Below are 25,829 nucleotides of genomic sequence, written 5' to 3' on the forward strand. Positions count from 1 at the left end.
GAATGCAAATGATTGGCTAGTCGTCGTATAGCCAATCATCAAAGGCTTGCTGCTCCTTGTCTTTAATTTCATCCTTGGCACGCTTCTTCATTTCATTGGGGTCGGTAAGGTCTTTAACGGTGTCGACTTTATCCTCCAATGGATCCGTCACATCATCCACTTTACGCTTGACGCTGTTTTCAACATAAGTCCCCTCCTGCAACTCATTGACCGTGCGCTTGGTATCATGAATCGTATTTTCAACTTTATGCTTCTCGTGTTTGACTTTGCGATGCAGTTTGATGGTGTCTTTGACTGGGTCAACCGCCAAAACGGAAGGAGACAGCGGCACTAAAAGAACCGCTGCCAATAGAGAAGTAACTCTGAACATAAGATGGCAACTCGCTTAGCTAATGTGGGTGCTATGGATAATTGGCTCCAAACCTAGCAAAGCGATCAATGAAGATCTGTCAGAAAAAACGGCACTTCAGTCATCGTTCAAAAATAAGACAAATCAATGATTGAAGTCATTCCAGCCACGCTGCCACTCCATTCGAAACTTTTGCGCGATGGGTGTTCCCTCACAAACCCCTTGGTAATATTGACCAGAAAAACCAACTTGATAAGCGACATCAGGATCACAGTACTCATTTACGCCATCAAGGTAACCTTGGTAGTACTCTCCTTGATTCCCCTCTCCTAGCGACTGAAGATTACTTTGCGTTCGTTGGGTGTGGCCTTTTATGCCATCCTGATAGCCCACTTGATACCAATTGCCTTGAGCGGCGAGTTGCTGCGGGCTTTGACTACACGCAGCCAGTAAGCCTGCGATAATGGTGATGATGAATATTTTCATAATGACGGACTCCTTTCATTGCTTTGTCGATGGCGCAATACCACCGATAGAGCCGATTTGACCGCTGAGTAGCATAACACGACCACTGCCCTTTGTAGGTGACCACTTAAAATTTGATAAAACCGCTCACTAAGCTAATCAACCATTCACCACTCAATACGACCACTCAGTGTATTAGCCAATGCGAATACACTCCTTTAAGCGTAGTATCGCTGACGAAGTTATAGAACTGTTAATTACATAATTACAAAGGACGAGAACAATGTTGTGGTTTCTAACCTGTGTAGTCGCGCTAATCCTCGGCTACGTTATCTACGGTGCTTTCGTTGAAAAAGTATTTGGTATCAATGAAAAACGCCAAACACCGGCACACACAAAACAAGATGGTGTCGACTATGTCCCGATGTCAACCAAGAAAGTATATCTAGTACAGCTACTTAACATTGCCGGGGTCGGTCCAATTTTTGGTCCTATCATGGGGGCGCTTTATGGCCCTGCCGCGATGCTATGGATAGTACTAGGTTGTATCTTTGCTGGCGCCGTACACGATTACTTCTCAGGTATGTTGTCTGTACGCAACGGCGGCGCATCGGTTCCTAGTATTACTGGTCGCTACTTAGGCAACGGCGCAAAACACTTTATGAATCTTTTTGCTATCGTGTTGTTGCTTCTCGTCGGTGTGGTGTTTGTTTCCGCTCCAGCAGGAATGATCACGAACCTTATCAATGATCAAACCGACTGGACCATGACGATGGGTACGATGGTTGGCATTATCTTCGCCTACTACATTCTAGCGACGATTGTACCCGTCGATAAAATCATCGGCCGCTTCTACCCACTGTTTGGCGCTTTACTTATCTTTATGTCTGTCGGCCTAATGACCGCTATCGCATTCTCAAGCGAGCACACCGTCATGGGTGGTTTTGCAGTCAGTGATATGTTCGCTAACCTCAATCCAAATGACATGCCTCTATGGCCTGCGCTCTTTATCACCATTGCTTGTGGTGCTATCTCTGGTTTCCACGCAACTCAATCGCCGCTGATGGCTCGCTGCATGGAAAATGAGAAAAATGGTCGCTTCGTATTCTTTGGTGCCATGATTGGTGAAGGGATTATCGCCTTAATTTGGTGTGCGATTGCGCTTTCATTCTTCGGTTCACTAGACGCTTTACAAGAAGCCGTGGCGAACGGTGGCCCAGGTAACGTGGTTTACTCTTCATCATTTGGCCTATTAGGCGTCTTTGGCGGTATCATTGCTTTCCTTGGTGTGGTTATCTTGCCGATTACCTCAGGAGATACGGCATTCCGTTCAAGCCGTCTTATTTTGGCAGAGTACTTTAACGTTGAGCAAAAAAGCCTACGTAACCGCCTACTAATGGCTGCTCCGCTGTTCATCATCGGTGGTATTCTGACCCAAGTTGACTTCGGTATTATTTGGCGCTACTTCGGTTTTGCAAACCAAACGACAGCAGTCATGATGCTGTGGACGGCATCGGCTTACTTGCTACGCCATAACAAGCTGCATTGGATCACAACCATTCCTGCTGCCTTTATGACTTCAGTCTGTGTGACCTTTATCCTAAATAACAGCACTCTAGGCTTCGGGCTTCCAATGGTGACATCAACCATTGCTGGTATTGTCTTTGCTCTTGCAGTGACCACCTACGTGATTAAAATTTCCAAAGGTAAAGGCGAAAGTGATTTGCCAAGTGAAGAAAAACCACAAGGTATCACTAAAACGGCTTAATCCCCCTCTCATCTCCTGATGAAAAAAGGGCTCCCATTGGGAGCCCTTTCTAATTGATTTGGTGATGGTCGCGAGCCTAATCAATTTGCTTAATTTGTAGCTCCTTTGGAACCTCAAAGAACATATTTTCTTCGCGTCCCGAGATTTCTTCAACACTTTCACCGCCAAGCTGTTTAATCCGCTCAAGGATCTGATTCACTAACTCCTCTGGCGCCGATGCACCCGCAGTGACTCCTACGCTTTGCTTGCCGACAAACCATTCAGGCTCAATGTCTTCTGGGCAATCCGTCAAATAACCAGGTGTACCCAGTTTTTCTGCTAATTCTTTGAGTCGTGTTGAGTTGGATGAGTTCTTTGAGCCCACCACCACCAAGACATCCACCTGCTCAGCCATATCTCTTACCGCATCTTGGCGGTTTTGAGTGGCATAGCAGATGTCATCTTTACGTGGCCCCTGAATACTTGGGAATACACGGCGAAGTTCATCAATCACGTCTGCCGTTTCATCCACAGAGAGCGTTGTCTGACTCACATAATGAAGGTTACTAGGATCTTTCACAATCGGCAGAAGCTGTTCTACATCTTGCGGTTTTTCAACCAAATACATACCGCCAGTTTGGCTGGCATATTGCCCCATCGTACCTTCAACTTCCGGATGTCCAGCATGGCCAATCAGCACCACTTCCATACTTTTTCGGCTAGCACGTGCGACTTCCATATGCACTTTAGTCACCAATGGACAAGTCGCATCAAATACCGTCAAATCACGTTCTTTGGCCTCTTTGCGCACCGCTTGCGATACACCATGTGCTGAGAAGATCACGATGTTATCATCTGGAACTTCACTTAGCTCTTCGACGAAAATCGCACCACGCTGTTTTAATCCTTCAACCACAAACCGGTTATGTACCACTTCATGGCGCACATAGATAGGCGGCTGATACATTTCAAGGGCGCGCTCTACAATGCTAATCGCACGATCAACACCGGCACAAAAACCGCGAGGGTTCGCTAACAGTATTTTCATCTTATTGCTCATGGGAAAACTCAGGCTGGTCATTTTATACTTAACTCACTTCAAGATGCGAGTCAGTTTATGAATTACTTGTTTCAACCGCTAAGATTTCAACATCAAAGGTGACGTCCTGTCCAGCCAGAGGATGATTAAAATCCACCGTGACAGAATCGCCAGCAATATCAGTAATAATCCCCGGAATCTCCATACCATCAGGGCCAGAGAACGCCATAATGGTGCCAACTTCAACTTGGTTGTCACCAACAAATTTAGCTCTATCCATGTAATGAATATTGTCCGGATTTGGCAGACCAAAAGCATCGATGGCTTTGAGTTCAATCGAACGACTGTCACCTTGCTGAAGGCCAATTAAACACTGCTCAAAGTTGTCACTCAGGCTTCCATCGCCCATCACAAACTTCGCGGGCTTACCCATGTTGTGTGTGCTGTCAGCCACAGAGCCATCGCTCAATTTAATGGTGAAATGAAGGGTCACTTCTGAATGGGAGGTAATGGTGGTCACGTTAGGGCTTCCTTTTACTTCTCGCTACTGATAAATACCAAGCAGCGTTATTATCATTGGAAGCAGATAATACCATTGTGACAAAAAATAGCAGTCGACCAGATACAAAAAAGCGCCGCTCGTTAACACAAGCAGCGCTACTTCACTCATAGGATGCGCTTAACGCTTATCCGCTTTACCACGAAAAGCATCAAGAATGATCATCGCCGCTCCAATGCAGATCGCTGAATCCGCAAGGTTAAAAGCCGGCCAATGGTAGTTACCCCAATAAACATCAAGGTAATCGACCACAAAACCATGGACTACGCGGTCAAATACATTGCCTACCGCGCCGCCGATGATCAGAGCATAAGCGATATTATTCCACTTCTCTTTCGCTGGCAGTTTACTCATCCAATAGGTGAGCATGCCAGTAACGGCGAAAGCGATGCCGGTAAACAGCCAACGCTGCCAACCTTCTTGATCGCTTAAAAAGCTAAAAGCCGCTCCGTAGTTATGAACATACAGCAAGTTAAAGAATGGTAGAACCTCGATTCGGTTCTCCCAGCCATAACCCATGCTATTCATAACCACGAGTTTAATACCTATATCCGCGACAAAAATCAGAGCCGCTAGCCATAGCCAGCGAACTCCAGATTGCTTTAACGTCAGCGTTTGTTCACTCATATTTAACCCTTGCTTTGACAGTCAGTGCTAAATATTAAGCAAAGTGACGAACTTCGCCTTCACCTTCGACGTTCGACACACAACGTCCACAGATGGTCTCATGACCAGCGATGGTGCCAACTTCCGGCGTATGGTGCCAACAACGCTCACACTTCTCAGACTCGGTCGCATGTAGATCAACCCACAGGCCTTCGATATCCGTCGCTTGTGCCGCATCAGATTTCGCATCAAGAGGCGCCACACTTGCAGCCGAAGTGAGCAGAACAAAGCGCAGTTCATCACCAAGCTTATTGATATTCGCCGCCAATGCTGGCTCTGCAAACAAAGTGACTTCAGCTTGTAATGAACCACCGATCGTCTTCTCGTTACGAGCCGCTTCGATCACCTTATTCACTGCACCACGAACGTGGAGGATTTCTTGCCAGAACTCGTTGTTAAGCTCTTCGCTGCTATCCAGTGCGAACAATCCATCAAACCACTCATCAGCAAACACAAACTGACCACGTTGACCCGGCATTTCATTCCAGATTTCATCTGCAGTAAAAGACATGATTGGCGCCATCCAACGAACCAATGCTTCAACGATGTAGTACAAAGCGGTTTGACAGCTGCGCTGAGCATTGCCACCCGTTTTAGCGGTGTACTGGCGGTCCTTAATGATGTCGAGATAGAAAGACCCCATTTCGATAGAACAGAAATGCATCAATCGCTGCATAACCGCATGGGTATTGTACTCTTCGTATGCTTTAACGATTTCTTGCTGCGCGGCGTATGCACGGCCAACCGCCCAGCGGTCAAGCGCGACCATCTCGTTAGCAGGCACTAAATCAGTTTCAGGATTGAAGCCGTTCAAGTTTGCCAAGAAGAAACGAGCCGTGTTACGAATACGACGATAAGAGTCTGCGCTACGTTTTAGAATTTCATCTGAAACGGCAACCTCACCAGTGTAGTCAGTCGAGGCAACCCATAGACGAAGAATATCAGCACCCAACTTGTTGGTGATGTCTTTTGGTGACACAACGTTACCGATAGACTTCGACATCTTACGACCCTGACCATCCACCACAAAACCGTGGGTTAAGACTTGGTTGTAAGGGGCTTTGTCTTTCATTGCGATTGAGGTAATCAGCGATGACTGGAACCAACCACGGTGTTGATCTGACCCTTCAAGATACATATCGGCTTGCGCGCCATGAAACTCTTCACGTCCATCAACCACAGAGTAGTGAGTTACACCCGAGTCAAACCACACATCCAGCGTATCCAGTACCTTTTCGTAGTTGTCCGCGTCCGCGCCAAGTAGCTCTGCGTTTTCAACATCCCACCACGCCTGAATACCTTTTTGCTCAACAAGTTGTGCCACTTTCTCGATCAACTCAGGAGTATTCGGATGCAGCTCCGCTGTTTCTTTGTGAACAAACAGAGCAATCGGCACGCCCCAAGTACGCTGACGAGAAATACACCACTCAGGGCGTCCTTCCATCATGCCTTCAATTCGGTTTTGGCCCCACTCAGGAATCCATTGTACGTTTTTGATCGATTCAAGTGCTTTAGCGCGCAATCCTGCTTTATCCATCGACACAAACCATTGTGGTGTGGCGCGGAAGATGATTGGCGTCTTGTGGCGCCAGCAGTGTGGGTAACTGTGTTCATACGCGTGGTTATGCAGCAGTGAACCATGCTCTTTGAGCACGTCAATCACAGCATCGTTTGCTTTAAACACATGCTGACCAGCAAAGAACTGAGTATCTGGAAGGTAGACACCGTTTGAACCAACTGGGTTAGCCACTTCGAGACCGTATTTCTGACCGACTGCAAAGTCTTCTTGACCATGGCCTGGAGCAGTATGAACGACACCGGTACCAGATTCTGTTGTCACGTGATCACCGAGGATCGCTGGCACAGTGAAGTCATAAAATGGGTGATGGAATTGCGACAACTCAAGTGCTTCGCCTTTGGCAAAGCCTAGGTTGTGATAGTTTTCAACACCCGCTTGATCCATCACGTCTTTCACCAGTTCTGCCGCAACGATCAAGCGCTCAGGGGTATCCCCTTCAACTTGAACCAAGGCATATTCAAGATCATCACGTAAACACACAGCGCGGTTTGCTGGCATGGTCCATGGCGTAGTTGTCCAGATAACAGTAGAAACTTGGCCTTCACCCGCATGACCATTCTCAAGAGAGAATTTAGACAACAACGCCGCTTCGTCAGCCGACTTAAAACGCACATAGATAGATGGCGACGTTTTATCTTTGTATTCGACTTCAGCTTCAGCCAAAGCCGATCCACAATCCGTACACCAGTGAACAGGCTTAAAGCCTTTCAATAAGTGACCATTGTCAGCGATTTTACCCAGAGCACGAATGATGTTCGCTTCGGTTGCAAAATCCATGGTGCGATAAGGTTTTTCCCACTCACCAAGAATCCCCATGCGAATAAACGATTCTTTTTGGCCTTCTACCTGACCTGCTGCGTACTCGCGGCATTTTTCACGAAACTCAGCAGCCGTCACTTTCTGACCTGGCTTACCGACTTTCTTCTCAACCATCAATTCAATTGGCAAACCGTGACAGTCCCAACCTGGAATATAAGGTGAGTCATACCCTGACAATGTTTTGGATTTAATAATAATGTCTTTAAGAATCTTGTTTAGTGCGTGTCCCATGTGAATGTCACCATTCGCATAGGGAGGGCCATCGTGTAATACAAAAGATTTTTTACCTTTTTTTGCTTCACGGATTGCACCGTAAAGATCTTCTTTGTACCAACGATTAAGCATCTCTGGCTCGCGTTTGGCCAGATTGCCGCGCATTGGAAACCCTGTTTCCGGTAAGTTCAGGGTATCTTTATACTCACTCATCGATTCTTAATTCCGTTCTTTTGGGCGAACATTAGACATTATGTTAATTCCATCGGAATCAACGTTTAAACTGATGCAACCACGCCCTTGCTGCATCAGCATCCAATTCGATTTGTTGTTTCAGTGCCTCAAATGAAGCAAATTTCTCTTCATTGCGAAGCTTGTGTAAAAGTTCAATTTCAAGCTGTTTTCCATATAAATCAGCTTGAACGTCAAATAAGTGAACTTCTAATTGTTGACGCACTCCATTCACCGTTGGTCGATTGCCGATATTTGCAACGCCGCCAATCGGTTGTTCGGTAATGCCTTTTGCTTGAACCACATAGACTCCAGAAACCGGAGACACTCGACGCTTAAGCGGAATGTTTGCCGTTGGAAAGCCTATCGTACGGCCCAATTTTCGCCCATGAGAGACACGCCCGCTAATACTATAATGGCGCCCTAACATGATTTCAGCTTCTTCAAGTTTGTCGTTCGCTAATGCATCTCGAATAGCAGTACTGCTCACTCTTAACTCATCAAAACAGAAGCTATGGGTATTCACTACTTCAAAGCCGTACTTTTTTCCAGCTTGTTGTAACATTGCGAAGTTGCCTTCTCGCCCTTTACCAAAGCAGAAGTCATCTCCGACCACCAAAAACTTAACACCCAAACGCTTGACCAACAAGTCACGGATAAAGTAGTCCGCACTGAGATTGGCGAAATGCGCATTAAAATTGATACACAACAAACGTTCAATCCCCAATTTACCCAATTGAACGTATTTATCTCGTAAGCGAGTCAATCTTGCTGGTGCATTATCTTTAGCAAACAACTCTAACGGTTGAGGTTCAAACGTCATCGCTGTCGATGGCAACCCTAAACGGGCAGCCTGTTCACTGACTTGGCGTAACACCTTCTGATGCCCTAGATGCACACCGTCAAAGTTGCCTATCGTCAACACACAGCCATGGTGCCTCGGTTGAATATTATGTCTGCCTCGAATCAATTCCATCAGATGCTGCTAAATATTTCTCGTTTGAGTTGGCTAAGGGTGAAACCGACGGATTATATACAATCCTCTTTAGTCTGTCGCTGCTTTTAGATCTTTTAAACGTACGCCGATAATCAACAGGCTCAATAAATAGATTACTGCGGCCATCACAATCAGTGCCGCCAGCATGACCATACGCTGTGTCAGCCCCCAACTCAGCCATACGGTGAGATCTTCAAGTTGCCAATACAAGGCTGCCACCATGACAGCACCAGCAAGAATAAGACGAATCATAAATACAAAGGTTCGGCGTGATACTCGGTACACGCCTTGAAGATGTAAGCCTCGATACAGCAGCGCCATATTGACGAACGCAGAAAGCGCGGTGGCGATAGCCAACCCCACATAGCCATATAAATAAGCAAAGATCGCATTGAACACCATGTTAGTTATCATGGCGACAATGCCATATTTCATGGGAGTTTTAGTATCTTGGCGTGAGTAATAACCAGGCGCCAAAACTTTTATCAACATGAAATTGAGTAAACCAGAAGCGTATGCCGTTAACGATAAAGACGCTTGCTGCACGTCTTGAACCGTAAACTCACCACGCATAAACAAGACCATTAGCATTGGTTTTGCCAATACCATCAACCCCAGCATCGCCGGCAACCCCAATAACACCACCATACGCACCCCCCAGTCCATGGTGCTGGAAAAGCCTTTCGATTCAGCATCAACATGTTTACGGGACAAGGCAGGTAAAACCACCGTTGCGATAGCAATGCCAAACAATCCAAGCGGAAATTCCAACAGGCGATCCGAATAATAAAGCCAACTGATTGAACCGGTTGCAAGGAAGCTAGCAATAAAGGTATCGAACAGTAAGTTAATTTGGCTCACCGAGACGCCAAATAAAGCAGGAATCATCAAGGTGCGAATCTTGATCACTCCCGGATGTCGCCATCCCCATTTAGGTCGAACTAAAGCGCCAGCTTTGATAAGAAAAGGAATTTGAAATGAAAACTGAACCAATCCACCAAGAAAGACCCCTATCGCTAAGCCGATTTCAGGTTGTTCTAAGCGTGGGGAGATAAATATCGCCGCCGCAATGATCGTGATATTAAGAAATACAGGTGTAAATGACGAAACCGCAAATTTCCCCATGGTGTTAAGTATTGCGCCTGATAGAGCGACAAAGGTAATAAACCATAAGTAAGGAAATGTAATTTTGAGCATGAAACTGGCAAGCTCAAACTTGGCTGCAGAGGGCCCTCCATGCAACCAATCAATAAACCAACCGGCACCAAACAGGGCAGTAATCGCTCCAGAGAACACCACACCAACCACGGTCACTAAGGTCACTATGACGCCTAATGTTCCCGCAGCGCTGGCGATTAACTCCCGGGTTTTCTGATGGTCACCTTGCGCATGATACTCAGTTAATACCGGTACAAAAGCTTGTGAGAACGCCCCCTCAGCAAATAGACGACGTAAAAAATTGGGAATTTTATTGGCAAAAAAGAACACATCAGCACTGGCCCCAGCCCCCATTAAGTTGGCGACCACAATATCCCGTACTAACCCTAAAACTCGTGACACCAACGTCATGGCGCTGACTATCGCGCCGGATTTGAGCAGACCTTTACTCACAGTAACCTCAAAAATAAACACAGCCGAAGAAACTGCCCTAAAGACATTAAGTCATCGAGAAGAGCAGATAAGTATTAGCATTGGAAAAAAAATACTGTTAGAATCCCCGCCATCTTAACCGTGAAGGCCTTTGAATCCAAAATTTGTTTGGGCTCGATGGGTTTTTGCACAAATCATTTGACATTTAAGAGCAAATAGGGGATATTCCTCGCCCTTAAAATGTCACCGAACTAAAGTTTTTGGGAGTTAGACCCTTGGCAAATAGTAAATCTGCTAAGAAGCGCGCTATCCAAGCTGAGAAACGTCGCCAGCACAACGCTAGCCGTCGTTCTATGATGCGCACTTACATGAAGAAAACTGTTGCTGCTATTGAAGCAGGCGACAAAGAAGCGGCAACGGCTGCATTCGCTGTAGTTACACCGATTTTAGACCGTATGGCAACTAAAGGCCTTATTCACAAGAATAAAGCAGCTCGTCATAAGTCTCGCTTCACTGCACGTATCAAAGCACTATAATTTCGCTTTGATTCTCAGAGAAGAAAAACCGGCCTAGGCCGGTTTTTTTATTTTCTAACGCTGCAATTTTCTTCTTTATTTACTCACAATAGAGACGATGCAGCAGCTGTATGACCTTTTTTACTTCACCACTGCTCAAGGTGTAAAACACCGTCTGGGCTTCTTTGCGAGTATTCACTAACCCATCACGGCGCAGCCAAGCTAAATGTTGTGACAAAGCCGACTGGCTTAACGACAATTTGGCACACAACTCCCCGACCGACAGTTCGCTGTCATGCAATAAACATAAAATCTGCAAGCGGCGCTCATTTGCCATCGCTTTCAGCAGCACTACCGCCTTGGCTGAGTTCTTTTCCATCTCTTGTAGGTTCATGTAGTGATTAACCTCTTGGAATGACACCTTTCAGCACACCAACCAAAGTTGAACATGCGTTTTATAAATTGATAAATAGTAATTGTGATAATAATCGATCTCATTCACTGAATAAACTTATGTTTCAAATAGATCATGAAAATCTGCGTCACACACGTTTTTCACTGCAGGATGTTGAATCATACGCTCAGCAAAAATTACGTAATATTCTTCTTTGAGATCGTTAAGCTTTGCAATCTGTTTAAGAGGTAGCTCATCTTTAACTTCTGCAGCATACAGTGTTGGCGCCAAGAAGATCACCTCGTGGTGATAACGCGCAAACGCTTTAATCAATGCAGAATCGTCAAACTCTCCCAAAATATTGGGGCTTAGACCCTGTTTATCAAACCACTGAAGAATTTTACGCCCCATAGACGTCCGGCTTCCTGGTATCAATAATTTACGCAGTTCTAGGTCTTGGGGGAATACGACGTCATTCATTTCTCGAGAACAGAAAAAACTCATTGATGTCTCTCCCAGTTTCTTGCTATAGAGCCCAGGGCTTTGACTGGAATCCACTGGGCAATCGGATAAAATCATGTCCAATTTATGTTGAGACAATTGCTCCAACAGCATTTCATGGGTCGACTCAAAGCAGCGTAAGTGAATACTGTTATCATCCGGTACCGTGGTCATCAAAATTTTACTGACCAGACGTTTAGACAGCGCATCCGCCACACCGACATCAAACAGCATATTAGAGCGTTGACTGTAATTAACGATATCGAGCATCTCGTAACTTAAGCCAAACATGCGATCAGCATATTTAAACACTAACTGCCCAAGCTCTGTGGGCTCTAATGTGCGCCCATTACGCTTAGTGAGCTTACCCGACATACGCTCTTCTAACGCTTTGATTTGCCCAGTCACCGTCTGTGGGGTTAAAAACAGCGCATCAGCCGCCTTGGTGACCGACCCTTGCTTACACACCATCCAAAAGTAATAAAGGTGGTTATAGTTCAAATGGGACATAAAGATTTATCGCTTTAATAACAAGATGACAGCATTAACTTCGTAATAAACGAAGTTACCAGTCATAAAAACAGGTAATAACGAAACCTTATCATAAGTTATATGACAATATCATGGCCAGAAAGATTGAAAGTCACCGTCTAAATCGAAAAAAATTGCCAAAAAATGGCTTAAATCACAATTTTAAAGACTAAGAAAATAACCATTTAAATCAATAAATTAAAATAAAAACAAGCCAAACAATAGCGTGTACTTTCTCCAAAAAACTCGAAAGTCGCTTGATGACAACAAATTGTCATATTACTGAAATATTTCATCTCTACTATCGCCTCGAGTTTATAATTACCCACCCACAAGTTGTAACGTGGGTCCACGGAGAAGATTATGATGAACCAAGCGACAACTGCAGCCCCAACGGCATCAAGCACGCGCTGGCTGCGCTGGGCAAACTTGGCATTCATGTTATACCTGCTACTACTGGCTGTATCTATGGTTGGAAGTGGCTTCAAATTAGCAACAGGCGAACAGGCAAAAGTACTGTTTGAATTTGCCTCACATCCCGTTGCAGGATTAATGATTGGCTTAGTCGCAACGGCGCTGATTCAATCATCCAGTACCGTAACATCAATTATCGTTGGCCTCGTCGCTGGCGGTCTCCCTGTTGAGACGGCCATCCCGATGATCATGGGGGCGAACATCGGTACCACCGTCACCAACACTTTGGTCAGCTTAGGCCATATCCGCTGTAAAGAAGAGTTTAAGCGCGCGTTTGCGAGTGCCACGATTCATGACTTCTTCAATCTACTGGCTGTAGTTATCTTCCTGCCACTCGAAATGATGTTTGGTATTTTGGAAAAGATTTCCCATTGGTTAGTCTCTCCTCTGCTTGCAACCGGTGATATGAGTTTGAAAGGCTTTAACTTTGTTAAACCAATCACTAAACCTGTTGTTAGCGCGATTAAGGAGCCGCTGCACACCTTTGGAGACACCGCAGGCGGGATTGCGCTGATTCTACTGGGTATCGCAACTATTTTTGTCGCCATTACCGTCATGGGTAAATTGATGAAGAGCCTGATGGTTGGCCGCGCTCGTGATATTCTAAAAAATGCAATTGGCCGTGGCCCAATCCACGGGATTGTCTCCGGTTCCATTGTCACAGTACTGGTTCAATCGTCTTCAACGACCACCAGCCTAATGGTGCCACTTGTTGGCTCTGGCGTGTTGAAAGTTCGTGAAGTATATCCGTTTACTCTAGGTGCCAACATCGGTACTTGTATCACCGCCCTACTCGCGGCAACGGCAGTATCTGGTGAGTTTGCCGTATTTGCACTACAGATTGCCTTAGTGCATTTAGCCTTTAATATTTTGGCAACTCTGTTTATCTTCGGTATTCCGTTCCTACGCGAACTGCCACTGAAAGGCGCAGATTATATCTCGGACATGGCGGTAAAAAATAAAGCCATTGTTGCCGGATACCTGGTGTCCGTCTTCGTTCTGATTCCAGGCGTAATCCTCGCTTTAAGTGCGTAAGTCACGCGCAGATATCAGATATAAAAAGAGCCCCATTGGGGCTCTTTTTTGTTTGTATCAAAGATTAGACCGAGAATGGATACTTAATCGGTTCGTGACTTTCGTAGCCTTGGACATCAAAGTCATCAAGCGTCACCCAAGTTTCTAAATCTTCGAGTGAACGAATATCAGGGTTAATGTGAAATGTCGGCGCTTGTAACGGTTCACGTTTGAGTTGGACATCACGCATCAACTCCAGTTGATCTTCATAAATATGCGCATTGACAATTTTATGGTAAGCAACGCCGGCCTTTTTACCGGTGATCTGCGCCATGATCGCCAGAAAAGCATACACTTGAACCATATTAAAATTCAGTCCAAGAGGGACATCACATGAACGCTGAGTGCTGTTTAGGTAGAGCGTATCACCAAGCAACGAAAAGTGATGGCTATACATACAAGGACGCAAACACCCCATATGAAATTCGCCAGGGTTGTAAAAATTGAGAATTTCTCCTCGATCATCAATACCACGGGTCAAGTCATCAACAATTTTCTTAAGTTGATCAATCTGTCCACCATCAGGCTTAGCCCAAGCGCGTCCTTGAACACCATAAACTCGGCCCATATCGTCATCTCCTTTACGATATGGGTTATTTAACCAAGCTTGGTTTAAGTTGGCGTTCGCATCCCAAGTTTTCGTGCCTAACTGGCGGAAATCTTGCGCATTATCATAGCCACGAATATAACCGAGCAGCTCAGCCACCGCAGCTTTCCAAAAGCTCTTACGCGTGGTGACTAACGGAAATTGGTTGTTTTCAACATCATAACTGAGGTCGGCGTTAATGACAGTTAAACAGCGTTTGCCTGTACGTTCATTTTCAACCCAAACACCTTGATCAACGATGCGCTGACAAAGATCTAAATACTGTTTCACTTCAGCACCTTACTTTACTGCTTTTTGATTAGTTTTGACGTTCACGTCTTGATATAAACCGCGGCGATATGACCAGATAATCATCGCTAAACCAAGCACCACCATCGGCAATGACAGAATTTGTCCCATTGAGATAAATCCACCAAACAAACCAAGCTGAGCATCTGGTTCGCGGAAGTATTCTACAATAAAGCGGAACGTTCCATAACCCATCAAAAATAGTCCGGAAACAGAACCTAACGGTCTTGGTTTACGAATAAAGATATTCAGAATCATGAATAGTACGATTCCTTCGAGAAAGAACTCATACAGTTGAGAAGGGTGACGTGGGTAAGGACCACCATTTGGGAAAATAATCGCCCAAGGCACGTCTGTCACTCGTCCCCAAAGTTCGCCATTCATAAAGTTTCCAAGCCTGCCCATACCGAGCCCAAAAGGCACTAACGGTGCAATAAAATCGGCAACGCCAAAGAAAGTACGCCCATGCTTTCGCGCGTACAGCATCATCGCCGTAATCACGCCCAGTAATCCGCCATGGAATGACATTCCTCCGGTCCAAACTTTGAACAAATACAACGGATCTTCCAAAAACAAACCAAAGTTATAAAACAGCACGTAGCCAATACGTCCGCCAATAACAACACCTAGGAATCCGGCAAACAGTAAGTCAGACACCTGTTCGCGCGTCCACCCACTGCCCGGTTTATCCGCTCGACGATTCGCCAACCATAATGCAAAGGCAAAACCAATCAGATACATCAGTCCATACCAACGTATGGACAAAGGACCAATTGATACGAGAACCGGGTCGATATTCGGAAATTCCATATATCCCTGAGACATAAAAGCTACTCTTAATTTATTGATTTCGATAATAAGATGGAGTTAAGCGAGCATAGTTCCCGCAATACACAGTAAAAATACGGCAAAGACTTTTTTCAACTGCCCTGTCGGCATGTTGGTAGCGAGCTTCGCGCCCAATCGAGTCGTAAAGATCGACGATGCAGCAATTGCCAGTAATGCAGGTAAATACACATAACCAACGCTATAGGGCGGAAGCGCGCTAGAGTGATAACCATGCACAATAAACCCAAGCATACCGGAGATGGCAATGACACAGCCACAGACCGATGATGAACCAACAGCCTTACGCATTTCGACGCCATGTCGATTTAAAAATGGCACGGATAACGAGCCCCCACCGATACCTGCCAAACTGGAAATCATACCAATACCCGCGCCACTTAATATCGTCACCAGCGCGCTGGGCATCGGCCGAACTTTGACGGCTTTTATGGATACCAACATTTGAATAGCAAGCGCAAGCACAATAATGCCAAAGAGTTTCGGTAGGTATTGAGATGGAACCCACTCAGCAATATTGGCGCCGACAAAGCCACCAACGATCACGCCAGGCATTAGCCATTTAATGACAAACATATCGACATTACCGAGCTTTAAGTGGTTCAGCGCTGAAGAACCAGAAGTGATGATGATGGTGGCCAGAGAGGTCGCCAGAGCGATTTGCATGCTAACAGAAGGATCAATATCGGCAAGTGGTAGGATAAATACTAGAGCAGGCACCACAATCAGCCCGCCACCAATTCCCAGCAACCCGGCCATTGTTCCCACAAATGCGCCAAGCAATAGCAGTAAAACCAGCAGTTCTACACCCACCTAAGTACCTATTTTTTACCGGCCCGAATAAAGCCAGCAAATCCTTTCTGTTCAAAAAAGGCCTGCATCATAGCATAAATATCTTTACCGTAGGGCTGCTTTAACGCTTGGTGAGCAAGGGATTCTAATTCAGAAAGTTGGCTGTTTCTTAGCAAGTACTTTACTTTCGCAATATTGGAGGTGTTCATACTTAACGTGCGGTAACCGAGCCCAACAAGCAGCAATGCACCGATCGGATCACCGGCCAGCTCGCCACAAATACATACCGGCAGCTTCAAACTTTCACAAGTGGTGTAGATATGTTGCAGCGCCAACACAACCGATGGATGAACACTTTCATAAACCGAAGCGACACGTGCATTGTTACGATCAACCGCCAATAAGTATTGGGTTAAGTCGTTCGTCCCCACCGAAACGAAATCAAGTTTATTTGCGATCAATGGAAGTAAATACAGCATGGAGGGGACTTCAACCATGACCCCTATTTGCGGCCTCTTGACCCGCGAATCCAGTTTAGAGATTTCCTGATAAGCGCGGTCAATGATCGCCATGGCATCATCTAACTCCTGGGCTCCCGAAACCATCGGCAACAAAATACTCAGATTTTGGTACTGCGCACTGGCACGTAACATCGCACGGATTTGAATTAAAAAGATATCAGGATGATCCAGTGTAAAGCGAATACCACGCCAACCTAAGAAAGGGTTGTCCTCTTCAATGGGAAGATATGGCAGCGGTTTATCGCCTCCCACATCCAAGGTTCGCATCACCACTTTTTTGTCAGGATAACTGTTGAGCACTGACTGATATTGCTGCGTTTGTTCCTCTTCTGAGGGGAACCGATGTTGAAGGAGGAAAGAAAACTCGGTGCGATACAAACCAACGCCGTCAACGCCTTGATTAATGGCAATATTGGCATCGGCGCTCAAGCCAGAGTTGAGCATCATCTCAATACGCGTGCCGTCTTGAGTCGCTCCAGGCTCGTCGGATTGCTCATTCACCAAACTGGTCAGCTGCCGCTCTTCACGAGACAGCGCTTTGTAAGCACGCAGTAATTGCTTGTTTGGCGAAACAAAGATTTTACCGCTGTAACCATCAACCACGCCCTTACGGCCGTTGATCGCTTTAAGGCTTAAATTCGCCCCCATGACAGCAGGAATACCTAATGCACGAGATAAAATGGCAGCGTGCGAATTTGCCGCCCCTTCTAGAGAGACGACGGCTAACAACTTATCTTTGGGAACCGACGCCAGTAGAGAGGCCGTGAGCTCCCTAACGACGAGAATAACTGGCTTATCCAGTTCGCGTTCTTCATGTTCGGTATTGTAGAGGAAATAAAGCAGACGCTGTCCGAGCTCGCGAATATCTTGCGCACGCTCTCGCAAGTAGACATCGGACATTTTCGCAAACCGATTAGAGTAAGACTCAACCACTTGGCGCAATGCCCAATCCGCACGATCCCCTTTTTGAATCTGCGCTTTCAGATCCTTCCTGAGCATAGGGTCGTTGAGCAAGTGAGTAAAAAGGTCAAAAATCGCCAGCGTTTCTTTATGAATTTCACTATCGAGTTTTTTACGCATTCGGCGAAAATCAGCCAGCGCCGCTTCAATCGCAAGTAATAGCCACTCATGCTCTTTATCGACATCCACGGTAGAGGCCGGATAAACATGAGATAACTCGGGCTGAGTGTCATCCCACCAGAAATTCCCAATAGCGATCCCTGTCGAAGCCGGAATGCCAATCACTTCTTGTTGCTTTTTCTCTAACCGCCAAGCGCCCTGAGTTTGGGCGTGCGCCACAATAACCGCCAGCTGCGCAGCCAAGGTCACTAAAAATGATTCTTCGATTTCATCAAACTGGCGCGGTGTTTTTTGCTGGACAACCAACACACCAAGCACTTGCTTACGATGAATAATCGGCGTACCTAGAAAGCTTTGGTAAATTTCTTCACCCAGCTCAGAGAAGTATTTAAAGTTTGGATGTTTGGATGCTTCAGCAAGGTTAAGAAGCTCGGCACTGCGTTTGACCAAGCCCACCAAGCCTTCATTAAAATCGATATGGATTTCATCGCCTTTGAACTTCAGGCCTTGTGTGGCCATCAGTTCAAGGCGATGCATTTGTTCATTCGCTAAATAGACTGTGCAACAATCGGTGTGCATCGCCAAACAGGTTTGTTTAACAAAAATCTCCAACGCTTGATGCACGTCTTCAACTTTTGAAACCTCTTCAACGATATCCCTAAGCTGCGAAAGCATGTCTATTCTTATCCTCTTCGGTTTTTCCGTTTACCTTTTGCCTTGCGCTCTTTAAAAGGCATTGCCATGGATGCAAACTCTTTCATGGCGCGGCGATATACATCGCGCTTAAAAGACACAACTTGCCGTACAGGATACCAGTAACTTACCCATCGCCAACCATCAAATTCAGGCGCATTTCCACTTTGCATATTGATTCGTGTTTCATCACAGTCCAAACGCAGCAGAAACCATTTCTGTTTTTGGCCAATACAGACCGGTTTAGAATCCCAGCGAACCAAACGTTTTGGTAGTTTATACCTTAACCAATGTCGGCTCGAAGCGACGATCTTTACATCTTTTTTAGTAAGACCAACCTCTTCATACAACTCCCGGAACATTGCTTGTTCAGGAGTTTCACCATCATCAATTCCCCCCTGAGGAAATTGCCATGAGTGTTGTCCGTATCGTTTTGCCCAGAAGACCTGACCATGGCTGTTACAAATCACAATCCCGACATTTAACCGGTAACCATCGCCATCTATCACTGGCCAACCTCTAATAAAATCTTAATACCCGTGATTTTTCCACATATCCCCAACAGGAGCAAACATCCTGACCTTATTGACCAATAATTTATGATGCCGTCGACAGTTGTTGGATAACTTTTAATCCCATTCGAGGTTATCAACACACAAATGCGTCATAGGCCACATTTATTCACCTTTTCTGTGTATAACTATGTGAAAAATTCACAAATAAGCGATCTTTAACTTTAGTTTGAGTAATTGACCTAAATACAAATTAAAAACATAGACGACCAAAATTAAGTAAAAACATAAAGTTATTTAATTTTTCCGCTCAGACTCTCAAAATTCACAACGCGAGAGACAACCCTCACAACAGATCGGTCAAAGATCCATCAACCATGGTTTTATCCACACCACTCAGTACAATTTTCGCAAAAAACGCCAAATTTCAAGTAATTTAATCGCTTACAACCCCTGTTAATTGATCCAGCATTGCTCAAATGGGTCAGACATTCTCTCAATTCTGTGGATAACCCGTTAAATGTTGATCTTTTATGCGGTTTGATCATTATTTACTCAGCGAACCGATCCGCTGTTTACCGCATTTCTGATACACTACGTTTTTTGCGATTTTAAATACGGTAATGAAACCAGAGCCAAAGACTGAACAAGAGTTATTGCAACGTGCATTTGACATCGCAGGCTGTACTTTTGAACAGCTCGCACAAGAAGCCACGATGGCTGTCCCTGCAGACCTGAAACGCGACAAAGGCTGGGTTGGGCAATTGCTCGAATGGCACTTAGGCGCAGTGGCGGGTAGCAAGCCAACGCAAGATTTTGAAAAGCTCGGTATCGAACTCAAAAGCATTCCCATTAGCTACAGTGGTAAACCATTAGAAACAACCTTTGTGTGTGTCGCGCCGTTAGTGGGTGTTCATGGTTTGACTTGGGAAACAAGCCATGTACGCAATAAGTTATCTCGGATTCTCTGGATTCCAGTGGAAGGAGAGCGCGAGATACCACTGGCAGAGAGGCGAGTCGGCTCACCGCTTTTATGGTCTCCTTCGCTGAAACAAGAGCAGCAATTGAAACAAGATTGGGAAGAGTTGATGGAGATGATCGTACTAGGCGAAGTCGAGCAGATTACAGCTAAGCACGGTGAAGTCATGCAGCTAAGACCAAAAGCAGCAAATGGCAAAGCCCTGACAGAAGCATACGGAGCCAGCGGTCGCATTATCAAAACCAGACCAAGAGGTTTCTATTTACGTACTCAGTTTACCGAGCAAATCCTCAATCAACATTATGTTCACGCACCAAGTGATCAATGAGTGAACAAAGGTAATTCGATTTCACAATAACCCACGTGTTGACCACTGCCACATTCATCGTAGGCGTTATGCAAACGTAAATAGGCGTGCCCTACCCCCATGCTCTGAAGTGCCTCTTTAGCTTGTTCTAATGAGGTAAAGTGCACCGGACGAGAGTCTTGCTTAACGGGCTCTACACGTTGCTTATATTCAACAGCCAAGAGATAACTCGAAAGATCAGAGCAGCCGATTAAGAACACTTTTGGGCCTTGCCCATCACCTTTATGTTCGCCACGCAGCCATTTGGTTAACTGATACTTGTGCATAATGCCACCTCCAACCAAAGTGTAGCTAAGCTGATAATAAATGCGAATTTGTGCTTAACCGCTTCCCATCTCTCTGATAATTCACATATAGTGGGGGTCAACACAATTCACATTGATCAAGGAAGTGACATGCAAACCACTAAGCTCCCTCATTCAACGTTGGAAATCAGTAAGCTGTGTTTAGGCACAATGACTTTTGGTGAACAAAATACCCAAGACGATGCCTTTCGCCAGCTTGATTACGCATTAGAGCGTGGTATTAATTTTATTGATACGGCTGAGATGTACCCGGTTCCACCGAAAGCGGAAACTCAAGGATTAACGGAAGAGTATATAGGGAACTGGTTAGAGAAGAGCGGAAAACGTGAAAAGGTGGTATTGGCAACGAAAGTATCCGGTCCCCGTAGCGTTCCCTACATTCGTGATAACCTCAGTTTAGACCGACGCAACATCCATCAAGCCATCGACGATAGCTTACGTCGTTTAAAAACCGACTATGTCGATCTTTATCAGCTACATTGGCCACAACGACAAACTAATACCTTTGGCAAGCTCAACTACCCGACGCCTGAAGGCAAAGAAGAAGTTACCTTAATTGAGTCTTTAGAAGCGTTAAGCGAACTGGTCAAAGCCGGGAAAATCCGTTACATCGGCGTCTCCAATGAAACCCCTTGGGGGGTTATGACCTTGCTAAGGTTGGCTGAAAAACACGATTTACCGCGCATTGTTTCAATTCAAAATCCTTATAGCTTGGTCAACCGCAGCTTTGAAGTTGGCTTATCAGAAATTAGCCACTTTGAAGGTGTTGAACTGTTGGCCTATTCACCGCTGGCAATGGGCATGCTAACCGGAAAATACGCAAACGGTGCTCGGCCTGCGGGTGCCCGGTTAACCTTGTTTGAACGTTTCCAACGGTATTCAAAACCACAAGGTGTCGCCGCGGCGCAAGCTTATGTTGATTTAGCCCAGGAATTTGGGCTTGATCCAGCCCAGATGGCGTTAGCCTTTGTGAACCAACGTCCATTTGTTGCTTCAACCATTCTTGGTGCGACAACGATGCAACAGTTGAAAGCCAATATCGACAGTTTAGATGTGCAGTTGAACCAAGAACTGCTGCAGAAAATCGAAGAGATTAGTACGGTCTACTCGAATCCTTGCCCTTAATCAGTAGCGGGGCAGGCATTTCGCCTGCCCCGCTGTATTACGTCGGTATTCGCGCACTTAATATTCGACGAAGATGACGAACACGACGTTGAGCGGTGAGTGCTGGAGGCTCAGAAAAACCAATTGGACGACCATCCATTTGTAAACCAATATCCTTAAGTAAATGCTCGTTTGTCCATGGAATATCATGAACACTACGTCGAACTTTACTTCGCCAAACTCGTTCTTCATGTTTGATATCGATACGAACTAAGATAATTGCTAATTTTAAATATACAGATTGAGTCATTATTATTTCTCCAGAAATAATGCTGGGAATAATGACAGTCTCAGATATAAAAAGGGGAATAACGCTCTTTCTGGGCTGCCATCTTCCGCAGCCTTCGAGGTTACGGATTAATTAGTTTGCGGGTTTATCTGAACCAAAATCTCGAGATAGATCTGAGGCTTGGGTACGTGATGATACGATGTCCATCTTGGTATTGATGGCCATAGTAGAAGCGCAAACGTGACGTTTTGAATGTAGATGTTTCATGTTGCGCCTCCTAGCAAATAATTAATCCAAAATTAAGATGAGATATGAGCTTGAACTCATGGTTAAATTCTATGTAAGTTAGCGGATTATTCAATTATTTATTCTAAAAAAAGTAAAATACGCAGTATTGCTCTGGAAGATTACGAAGAGTAGATAAAAAAATAATATATTCCGCTTAAGAATAAGTTATTACATAGATATTCTCTTGCCCATGAAAAAGCCGCGTAATAATTACGCGGCTATAAATAAATGCAGTTTATAAATTACATCGTGCTATCAGACGAAATAAGGTTATGTTTGTTGAGCAAACGATACATTGTTGCACGCGACACACCCAATTCTTTGGCGGCCATTGATACCTGCCCTGCATGAGACTCTAATACCAATAGCAGAGCGTCACGTTCGCTACGCTCACGGATACTCTTCAAGCTACGCTTACCATCACTGCGTTTTGGTAGATCAAGATGCTGCTCATCGAGCATCACGGTTTCTGACATCAGAACCACACGTTTAATTTGGTTCATCAGTTCACGCACATTACCTGGCCAATGATAGCGAGTCAGAGCACGAACGGCATCTTCAGTGAAGCTACGCGCTTGAGCATTAAACTCTTTTGAGTACTCTTGCAGGAAGTGACGCGCCAGAATAGCTATATCACCTGCACGTTCTTTCAAGCTTGGTACATTGATTCGCAATACATTGATGTAATGATAGAGTTCCTCATTGAAGTCACCATCAATCAACGCTTTTTCAATATCGGCTGAATTCGCCGCTAAAATACGAACGTCCACTTCTTTGCGTCCATTCGACGTCTCAACCGTGCCCTCTTGTAAAAAACGCAGCAAATTCAACTGCTGGGATTTTGGCAAAGTGAGGATATCGTTGAGTAATACCGTTCCGCCATCCGCTCGTTCTAACATTGAGACCTGTGATTCATCTTCGCGATTAATCCCAAATAGATCGCACTCAAGGCGTCGCTCTGACATCGCACGGCAGTTCACTGAGATAAACTCTTTCTGAGCTCGTGCAGACGTTTTGTGGACCGCGCGGGCAACGGTTTCTTTACCCGTACCGCTTTCACCATAAATCAGAATACTTACGTCAGTTGGACCAATACGCTTAATTTGGTCGCGTAGGCGTTTCATTGGGATAGAGTCGCCAATTAAGCCCATGTCGTTGTTGTTACCATAATGAGGCCATACTTTCTTCTCTAGCTTCAACATACCCAGTTGGTGCCCAATGGTACTGAGTAACTGAGCATCCGGGATCGGAGCCGTAAAGAAGTCAATACAGAAGTTCACAATGAACTGGCAAATGGTGTCTGAGCTGAGTTGTGATTCACGAATGAAAGCCAACCAGCGCACTTGCTTGTGATTGCTCACCAAATTTGCAATCCCATTGAGGCTAAATTCATCGTGAGTTAAATCAACAATACCAATACAAGGCCCTGTTTCTGCAAACAGAGCATCTGCTTTACGTAGATCTGCACACTGTGTGCAACGCCAACCGACTTGTTCTAAAACCGAGAGCCAAGGTTCATAAGTACCACCGACCGCGATAAGTGAACCCGGGACAGAATCCATTCGGAATTGAGTGCCCATTTATCTGTTCCTTATGTTTAATTATATTTAATTGTATGCTGCGCCAACTCAGCATGTCGTTAGACGTTACATTATCGAGACTTACGAAAATAATCTGTCTTATTTTCGAGACATTGGAAATAATAAGTTGTTTTGCCTAAGAGAACGAGACTTTCATTCATAAACTGATTGCAACAAAAATCGGGTCATTCATAAGACAGATGATCGTTAGACGGTTAACGATAAAAAGCCCAAAGCATAAAAAAAGCCACCCGAAGGTGGCTTTTTCACATCTTTTCGCTGCATGTTCTCTATGGTTGCGCCTGAGGACGCATCGCTGGGAACAAAATGACATCGCGAATTGTGTGCGTATTAGTGAACAGCATCGCTAAGCGGTCGATACCAATACCTTGACCAGCCGTCGGTGGTAAACCATGTTCAAGAGCGGTGATGTAATCGGCATCGTAGTACATCGCTTCATCATCACCAGCATCTTTCGCATCAACCTGAGCTTTAAAACGTGCATCTTGGTCTTCTGCGTCATTAAGCTCAGAGAAACCATTCGCAACTTCACGACCGCCAATAAAGAACTCAAAGCGATCCGTAAAGAATGGATTGTCATCACTGCGACGTGCCAAAGGTGAAATGTCTGCAGGGTAACCCGTAATGAAAGTCGGTTGAATCAATTTGGGTTCAGCAGTCTCACCAAAGATCTCTTCAAGCAATTGGCCACATGTCCAGAAGCTCTCGACATCAACATGCACGGATTTCGCGATAGACACCATCAATTCACGGTTTTGCAGATCCTCTTCGGTAAGGTTCTGAATCGCTTCGTGGTTTGGATTGTAGTGTTTAATCGCTTCAAACATACTCATGCGCGCATAAGTGCCACCAAACTCAACGGTTTCATCCCCATAAGGCATAGAGGTCGAGCCCAGAACGTTCATGGCAACCGTGCTTAGCATCTCTTCGGTCAGATCCATCAAATCTTTGTAATCTGCGTAGGCTTGGTAGAATTCCATCATGGTGAATTCTGGGTTATGACGTGGCGATAACCCTTCGTTACGGAAGTTACGGTTGATTTCAAAGACGCGATCAAAGCCGCCCACCACCAAACGTTTTAGGTATAGTTCAGGGGCAACACGCAAATACATGTCAATATCCAGAGCGTTGTGATGCGTCACAAACGGACGCGCTGTCGCACCGCCAGGGATAACGTGCATCATTGGCGTTTCAACTTCTAAGTAACCTTTTGAGCTCATAAAGTTACGAATAGCCGATACCAATTTAGAACGAATAATAAATGCTTGGCGCGAATCTTCGTTGACGATCAAGTCAACGTAACGCTGACGATAACGCATCTCTTGGTCAGTTAGACCATGGAATTTTTCAGGAAGTGGACGAAGAGCTTTAGTCAGCAACTCGTACTCTTCCATATTCACGTACAAATCGCCCTTACCTGACTTATGCAGCGCACCTTTCACACCGATGATGTCACCGATGTCCAAGCCTTGATATTTGGCTTTAAGATCTTTTTGAACGTCTTTTGCCGCATAGGCTTGAATACGTCCAGACGTTTCTTGAATCACCAAGAATGGACCACGTTTTGCCATCACACGGCCCGCGATTGCGACAATGTGATTCAACGCTTCAAGCTCTTCTTTTGTCTTTTCACCGAACTCAGCTTGTAAGTCGCCCGCTAGGCTATCGCGACGAAAGTCATTTGGGTGACCGTTCGCTTTACACGCCTTGCGAATCTCATCGAGTTTCGCACGACGCTCAGCGATCAGCTTGTTTTCTTCTTGAAGGTTTTCGTTATGAACAGCATCACTCATATTCGATCTATCCTGTCTGTG

25 protein-coding genes are annotated in these 25,829 nt (G+C 45.3%); 5 read left to right on the forward strand and 20 right to left on the reverse strand.

Annotation, left to right across the window (positions count from 1 at the left end; genetic code table 11):
- Positions 1–16 precede the first annotated feature (16 nt).
- The gene (locus M1D72_RS18570) at positions 17–370 is read right to left on the reverse strand and encodes a hypothetical protein (RefSeq protein WP_456296148.1); all 354 of its coding nucleotides are present in this window, start codon (positions 368–370) and stop codon (positions 17–19) included.
- A 123-nt stretch (positions 371–493) separates the two neighbouring features.
- A complete protein-coding gene (locus tag M1D72_RS18575) occupies positions 494–835 on the reverse strand; it encodes a DUF2799 domain-containing protein (RefSeq protein ID WP_390193410.1) in 342 nt (113 codons plus the stop codon).
- Between the two features lie 262 nt (positions 836–1,097).
- On the opposite strand from M1D72_RS18575, the gene M1D72_RS18580 reads away from it, so the two are divergent.
- Complete coding sequence (locus M1D72_RS18580; protein WP_456296149.1) at positions 1,098–2,582, forward strand: carbon starvation CstA family protein; 1,485 nt, start codon at positions 1,098–1,100, stop codon at positions 2,580–2,582.
- A gap of 76 nt (positions 2,583–2,658) precedes the next feature.
- On the opposite strand, the gene ispH is transcribed toward M1D72_RS18580, so the two are convergent.
- The 6 genes from ispH to murJ form a co-directional block, all read right to left on the reverse strand.
- The gene (gene ispH / locus M1D72_RS18585) at positions 2,659–3,621 is read right to left on the reverse strand and encodes a 4-hydroxy-3-methylbut-2-enyl diphosphate reductase (RefSeq protein WP_390193416.1); all 963 of its coding nucleotides are present in this window, start codon (positions 3,619–3,621) and stop codon (positions 2,659–2,661) included.
- Between the two features lie 55 nt (positions 3,622–3,676).
- Positions 3,677–4,120 carry an FKBP-type peptidyl-prolyl cis-trans isomerase gene (gene fkpB / locus M1D72_RS18590; protein ID WP_390193417.1) on the reverse strand — a complete coding sequence of 148 codons (444 nt, stop codon included), beginning with the start codon at positions 4,118–4,120 and terminating at the stop codon, positions 3,677–3,679.
- Between the two features lie 159 nt (positions 4,121–4,279).
- On the reverse strand, positions 4,280–4,786 hold the full coding sequence (gene lspA, locus M1D72_RS18595) for a signal peptidase II (protein WP_390193419.1): 507 nt from the start codon (positions 4,784–4,786) through the stop codon (positions 4,280–4,282).
- 34 nt (positions 4,787–4,820) lie between these two features.
- Positions 4,821–7,649, reverse strand: coding sequence for an isoleucine--tRNA ligase (gene ileS / locus M1D72_RS18600; protein ID WP_390193421.1), 2,829 nt, complete (start codon positions 7,647–7,649; stop codon positions 4,821–4,823).
- A 58-nt stretch (positions 7,650–7,707) separates the two neighbouring features.
- Positions 7,708–8,643: a bifunctional riboflavin kinase/FAD synthetase gene (gene ribF / locus M1D72_RS18605; RefSeq protein WP_390193424.1), complete on the reverse strand. Its 936-nt coding sequence runs from the start codon at positions 8,641–8,643 to the stop codon at positions 7,708–7,710.
- A gap of 69 nt (positions 8,644–8,712) precedes the next feature.
- The gene (gene murJ / locus M1D72_RS18610; protein WP_456296150.1) at positions 8,713–10,275 is read right to left on the reverse strand and encodes a murein biosynthesis integral membrane protein MurJ; all 1,563 of its coding nucleotides are present in this window, start codon (positions 10,273–10,275) and stop codon (positions 8,713–8,715) included.
- A gap of 254 nt (positions 10,276–10,529) precedes the next feature.
- Between murJ and rpsT the strand changes: the two genes are divergently transcribed.
- Positions 10,530–10,790, forward strand: a complete 261-nt coding sequence (rpsT, locus tag M1D72_RS18615) for a 30S ribosomal protein S20 (protein WP_390193429.1) — start codon at positions 10,530–10,532, stop codon at positions 10,788–10,790.
- A 79-nt stretch (positions 10,791–10,869) separates the two neighbouring features.
- On the opposite strand, the gene M1D72_RS18620 is transcribed toward rpsT, so the two are convergent.
- The gene (locus M1D72_RS18620) at positions 10,870–11,163 is read right to left on the reverse strand and encodes an ArsR/SmtB family transcription factor (protein WP_456296151.1); all 294 of its coding nucleotides are present in this window, start codon (positions 11,161–11,163) and stop codon (positions 10,870–10,872) included.
- Between the two features lie 117 nt (positions 11,164–11,280).
- On the reverse strand, positions 11,281–12,174 hold the full coding sequence (gene nhaR / locus M1D72_RS18625; RefSeq protein ID WP_390193434.1) for a transcriptional activator NhaR: 894 nt from the start codon (positions 12,172–12,174) through the stop codon (positions 11,281–11,283).
- A 387-nt stretch (positions 12,175–12,561) separates the two neighbouring features.
- Between nhaR and M1D72_RS18630 the strand changes: the two genes are divergently transcribed.
- A complete protein-coding gene (locus tag M1D72_RS18630) occupies positions 12,562–13,704 on the forward strand; it encodes a Na/Pi symporter (RefSeq protein ID WP_456297429.1) in 1,143 nt (380 codons plus the stop codon).
- Between the two features lie 64 nt (positions 13,705–13,768).
- Here the strand turns inward: M1D72_RS18630 and M1D72_RS18635 are convergent, their stop codons facing one another.
- The 5 genes from M1D72_RS18635 to rppH are packed head-to-tail and all read right to left on the reverse strand — an operon-like array spanning position 13,769 to position 19,079.
- Positions 13,769–14,620 (reverse strand): thymidylate synthase, encoded by an 852-nt coding sequence (locus tag M1D72_RS18635; protein ID WP_456296152.1) that lies wholly within the window; start codon positions 14,618–14,620, stop codon positions 13,769–13,771.
- 9 nt (positions 14,621–14,629) lie between these two features.
- Positions 14,630–15,463 carry a prolipoprotein diacylglyceryl transferase gene (gene lgt, locus M1D72_RS18640; RefSeq protein ID WP_456296153.1) on the reverse strand — a complete coding sequence of 278 codons (834 nt, stop codon included), beginning with the start codon at positions 15,461–15,463 and terminating at the stop codon, positions 14,630–14,632.
- Positions 15,464–15,505: 42 nt separating this feature from the next.
- The gene (locus M1D72_RS18645; RefSeq protein ID WP_390193441.1) at positions 15,506–16,297 is read right to left on the reverse strand and encodes a sulfite exporter TauE/SafE family protein; all 792 of its coding nucleotides are present in this window, start codon (positions 16,295–16,297) and stop codon (positions 15,506–15,508) included.
- A gap of 8 nt (positions 16,298–16,305) precedes the next feature.
- Complete coding sequence (gene ptsP, locus M1D72_RS18650) at positions 16,306–18,552, reverse strand: phosphoenolpyruvate--protein phosphotransferase (RefSeq protein ID WP_390193443.1); 2,247 nt, start codon at positions 18,550–18,552, stop codon at positions 16,306–16,308.
- An 8-nt stretch (positions 18,553–18,560) separates the two neighbouring features.
- Entirely contained in the window at positions 18,561–19,079 is a 519-nt protein-coding gene (gene rppH, locus M1D72_RS18655; protein ID WP_390193445.1) for an RNA pyrophosphohydrolase, read from the reverse strand.
- Positions 19,080–19,705: 626 nt separating this feature from the next.
- Between rppH and mutH the strand changes: the two genes are divergently transcribed.
- Positions 19,706–20,389, forward strand: coding sequence for a DNA mismatch repair endonuclease MutH (mutH, locus tag M1D72_RS18660; RefSeq protein WP_456296154.1), 684 nt, complete (start codon positions 19,706–19,708; stop codon positions 20,387–20,389).
- On the opposite strand, the gene M1D72_RS18665 is transcribed toward mutH, so the two are convergent.
- A complete protein-coding gene (locus M1D72_RS18665; RefSeq protein ID WP_456296155.1) occupies positions 20,383–20,694 on the reverse strand; it encodes a DUF6482 family protein in 312 nt (103 codons plus the stop codon). The two genes, mutH and M1D72_RS18665, sit on opposite strands and share 7 nt — an antisense overlap.
- Positions 20,695–20,823: 129 nt before the next feature.
- Between M1D72_RS18665 and M1D72_RS18670 the strand changes: the two genes are divergently transcribed.
- Positions 20,824–21,858: an NADP(H)-dependent aldo-keto reductase gene (locus tag M1D72_RS18670; protein WP_456296156.1), complete on the forward strand. Its 1,035-nt coding sequence runs from the start codon at positions 20,824–20,826 to the stop codon at positions 21,856–21,858.
- A gap of 37 nt (positions 21,859–21,895) precedes the next feature.
- Here M1D72_RS18670 and M1D72_RS18675 read toward each other — a convergent pair whose 3' ends face one another.
- From M1D72_RS18675 to lysS, 4 genes are all read right to left on the reverse strand, one after another.
- Positions 21,896–22,147: a DUF1127 domain-containing protein gene (locus M1D72_RS18675; protein WP_390193452.1), complete on the reverse strand. Its 252-nt coding sequence runs from the start codon at positions 22,145–22,147 to the stop codon at positions 21,896–21,898.
- 111 nt (positions 22,148–22,258) lie between these two features.
- Entirely contained in the window at positions 22,259–22,393 is a 135-nt protein-coding gene (locus tag M1D72_RS18680) for a hypothetical protein (RefSeq protein ID WP_456296157.1), read from the reverse strand.
- Positions 22,394–22,656: 263 nt separating this feature from the next.
- Positions 22,657–23,994 carry a cyclic-di-GMP-binding transcriptional regulator VpsR gene (vpsR, locus tag M1D72_RS18685; protein WP_390193455.1) on the reverse strand — a complete coding sequence of 446 codons (1,338 nt, stop codon included), beginning with the start codon at positions 23,992–23,994 and terminating at the stop codon, positions 22,657–22,659.
- A 290-nt stretch (positions 23,995–24,284) separates the two neighbouring features.
- Entirely contained in the window at positions 24,285–25,808 is a 1,524-nt protein-coding gene (gene lysS, locus M1D72_RS18690; RefSeq protein ID WP_456296158.1) for a lysine--tRNA ligase, read from the reverse strand.
- Positions 25,809–25,829: the final 21 nt, after the last annotated feature.

It is taken from the genome of Vibrio sp. AK197 (assembly GCF_053903115.1).

Excerpts from the sequence above, each read along its gene's own strand:
- lysS (WP_456296158.1), bottom strand. The coding sequence starts at position 25,808 with ATGAGTGATGCTGTTCATAACGAAAACCTTCAAGAAGAAAACAAGCTG.
- lgt (WP_456296153.1), bottom strand. The coding sequence starts at position 15,463 with ATGTCTCAGGGATATATGGAATTTCCGAATATCGACCCGGTTCTCGTA.
- M1D72_RS18580 (WP_456296149.1), top strand. The coding sequence starts at position 1,098 with ATGTTGTGGTTTCTAACCTGTGTAGTCGCGCTAATCCTCGGCTACGTT.
- M1D72_RS18675 (WP_390193452.1), bottom strand. The coding sequence starts at position 22,147 with ATGACTCAATCTGTATATTTAAAATTAGCAATTATCTTAGTTCGTATC.
- ispH (WP_390193416.1), bottom strand. The coding sequence starts at position 3,621 with ATGAGCAATAAGATGAAAATACTGTTAGCGAACCCTCGCGGTTTTTGT.
- lspA (WP_390193419.1), bottom strand. The coding sequence starts at position 4,786 with ATGAGTGAACAAACGCTGACGTTAAAGCAATCTGGAGTTCGCTGGCTA.
- M1D72_RS18620 (WP_456296151.1), bottom strand. The coding sequence starts at position 11,163 with ATGAACCTACAAGAGATGGAAAAGAACTCAGCCAAGGCGGTAGTGCTG.
- mutH (WP_456296154.1), top strand. The coding sequence starts at position 19,706 with ATGAAACCAGAGCCAAAGACTGAACAAGAGTTATTGCAACGTGCATTT.
- nhaR (WP_390193434.1), bottom strand. The coding sequence starts at position 12,174 with ATGTCCCATTTGAACTATAACCACCTTTATTACTTTTGGATGGTGTGT.
- M1D72_RS18670 (WP_456296156.1), top strand. The coding sequence starts at position 20,824 with ATGCAAACCACTAAGCTCCCTCATTCAACGTTGGAAATCAGTAAGCTG.
- M1D72_RS18575 (WP_390193410.1), bottom strand. The coding sequence starts at position 835 with ATGAAAATATTCATCATCACCATTATCGCAGGCTTACTGGCTGCGTGT.
- M1D72_RS18680 (WP_456296157.1), bottom strand. The coding sequence starts at position 22,393 with ATGAAACATCTACATTCAAAACGTCACGTTTGCGCTTCTACTATGGCC.
- M1D72_RS18665 (WP_456296155.1), bottom strand. The coding sequence starts at position 20,694 with ATGCACAAGTATCAGTTAACCAAATGGCTGCGTGGCGAACATAAAGGT.
- ileS (WP_390193421.1), bottom strand. The coding sequence starts at position 7,649 with ATGAGTGAGTATAAAGATACCCTGAACTTACCGGAAACAGGGTTTCCA.
- vpsR (WP_390193455.1), bottom strand. The coding sequence starts at position 23,994 with ATGGGCACTCAATTCCGAATGGATTCTGTCCCGGGTTCACTTATCGCG.
- ptsP (WP_390193443.1), bottom strand. The coding sequence starts at position 18,552 with ATGCTTTCGCAGCTTAGGGATATCGTTGAAGAGGTTTCAAAAGTTGAA.
- ribF (WP_390193424.1), bottom strand. The coding sequence starts at position 8,643 with ATGGAATTGATTCGAGGCAGACATAATATTCAACCGAGGCACCATGGC.
- M1D72_RS18570 (WP_456296148.1), bottom strand. The coding sequence starts at position 370 with ATGTTCAGAGTTACTTCTCTATTGGCAGCGGTTCTTTTAGTGCCGCTG.
- M1D72_RS18630 (WP_456297429.1), top strand. The coding sequence starts at position 12,562 with ATGAACCAAGCGACAACTGCAGCCCCAACGGCATCAAGCACGCGCTGG.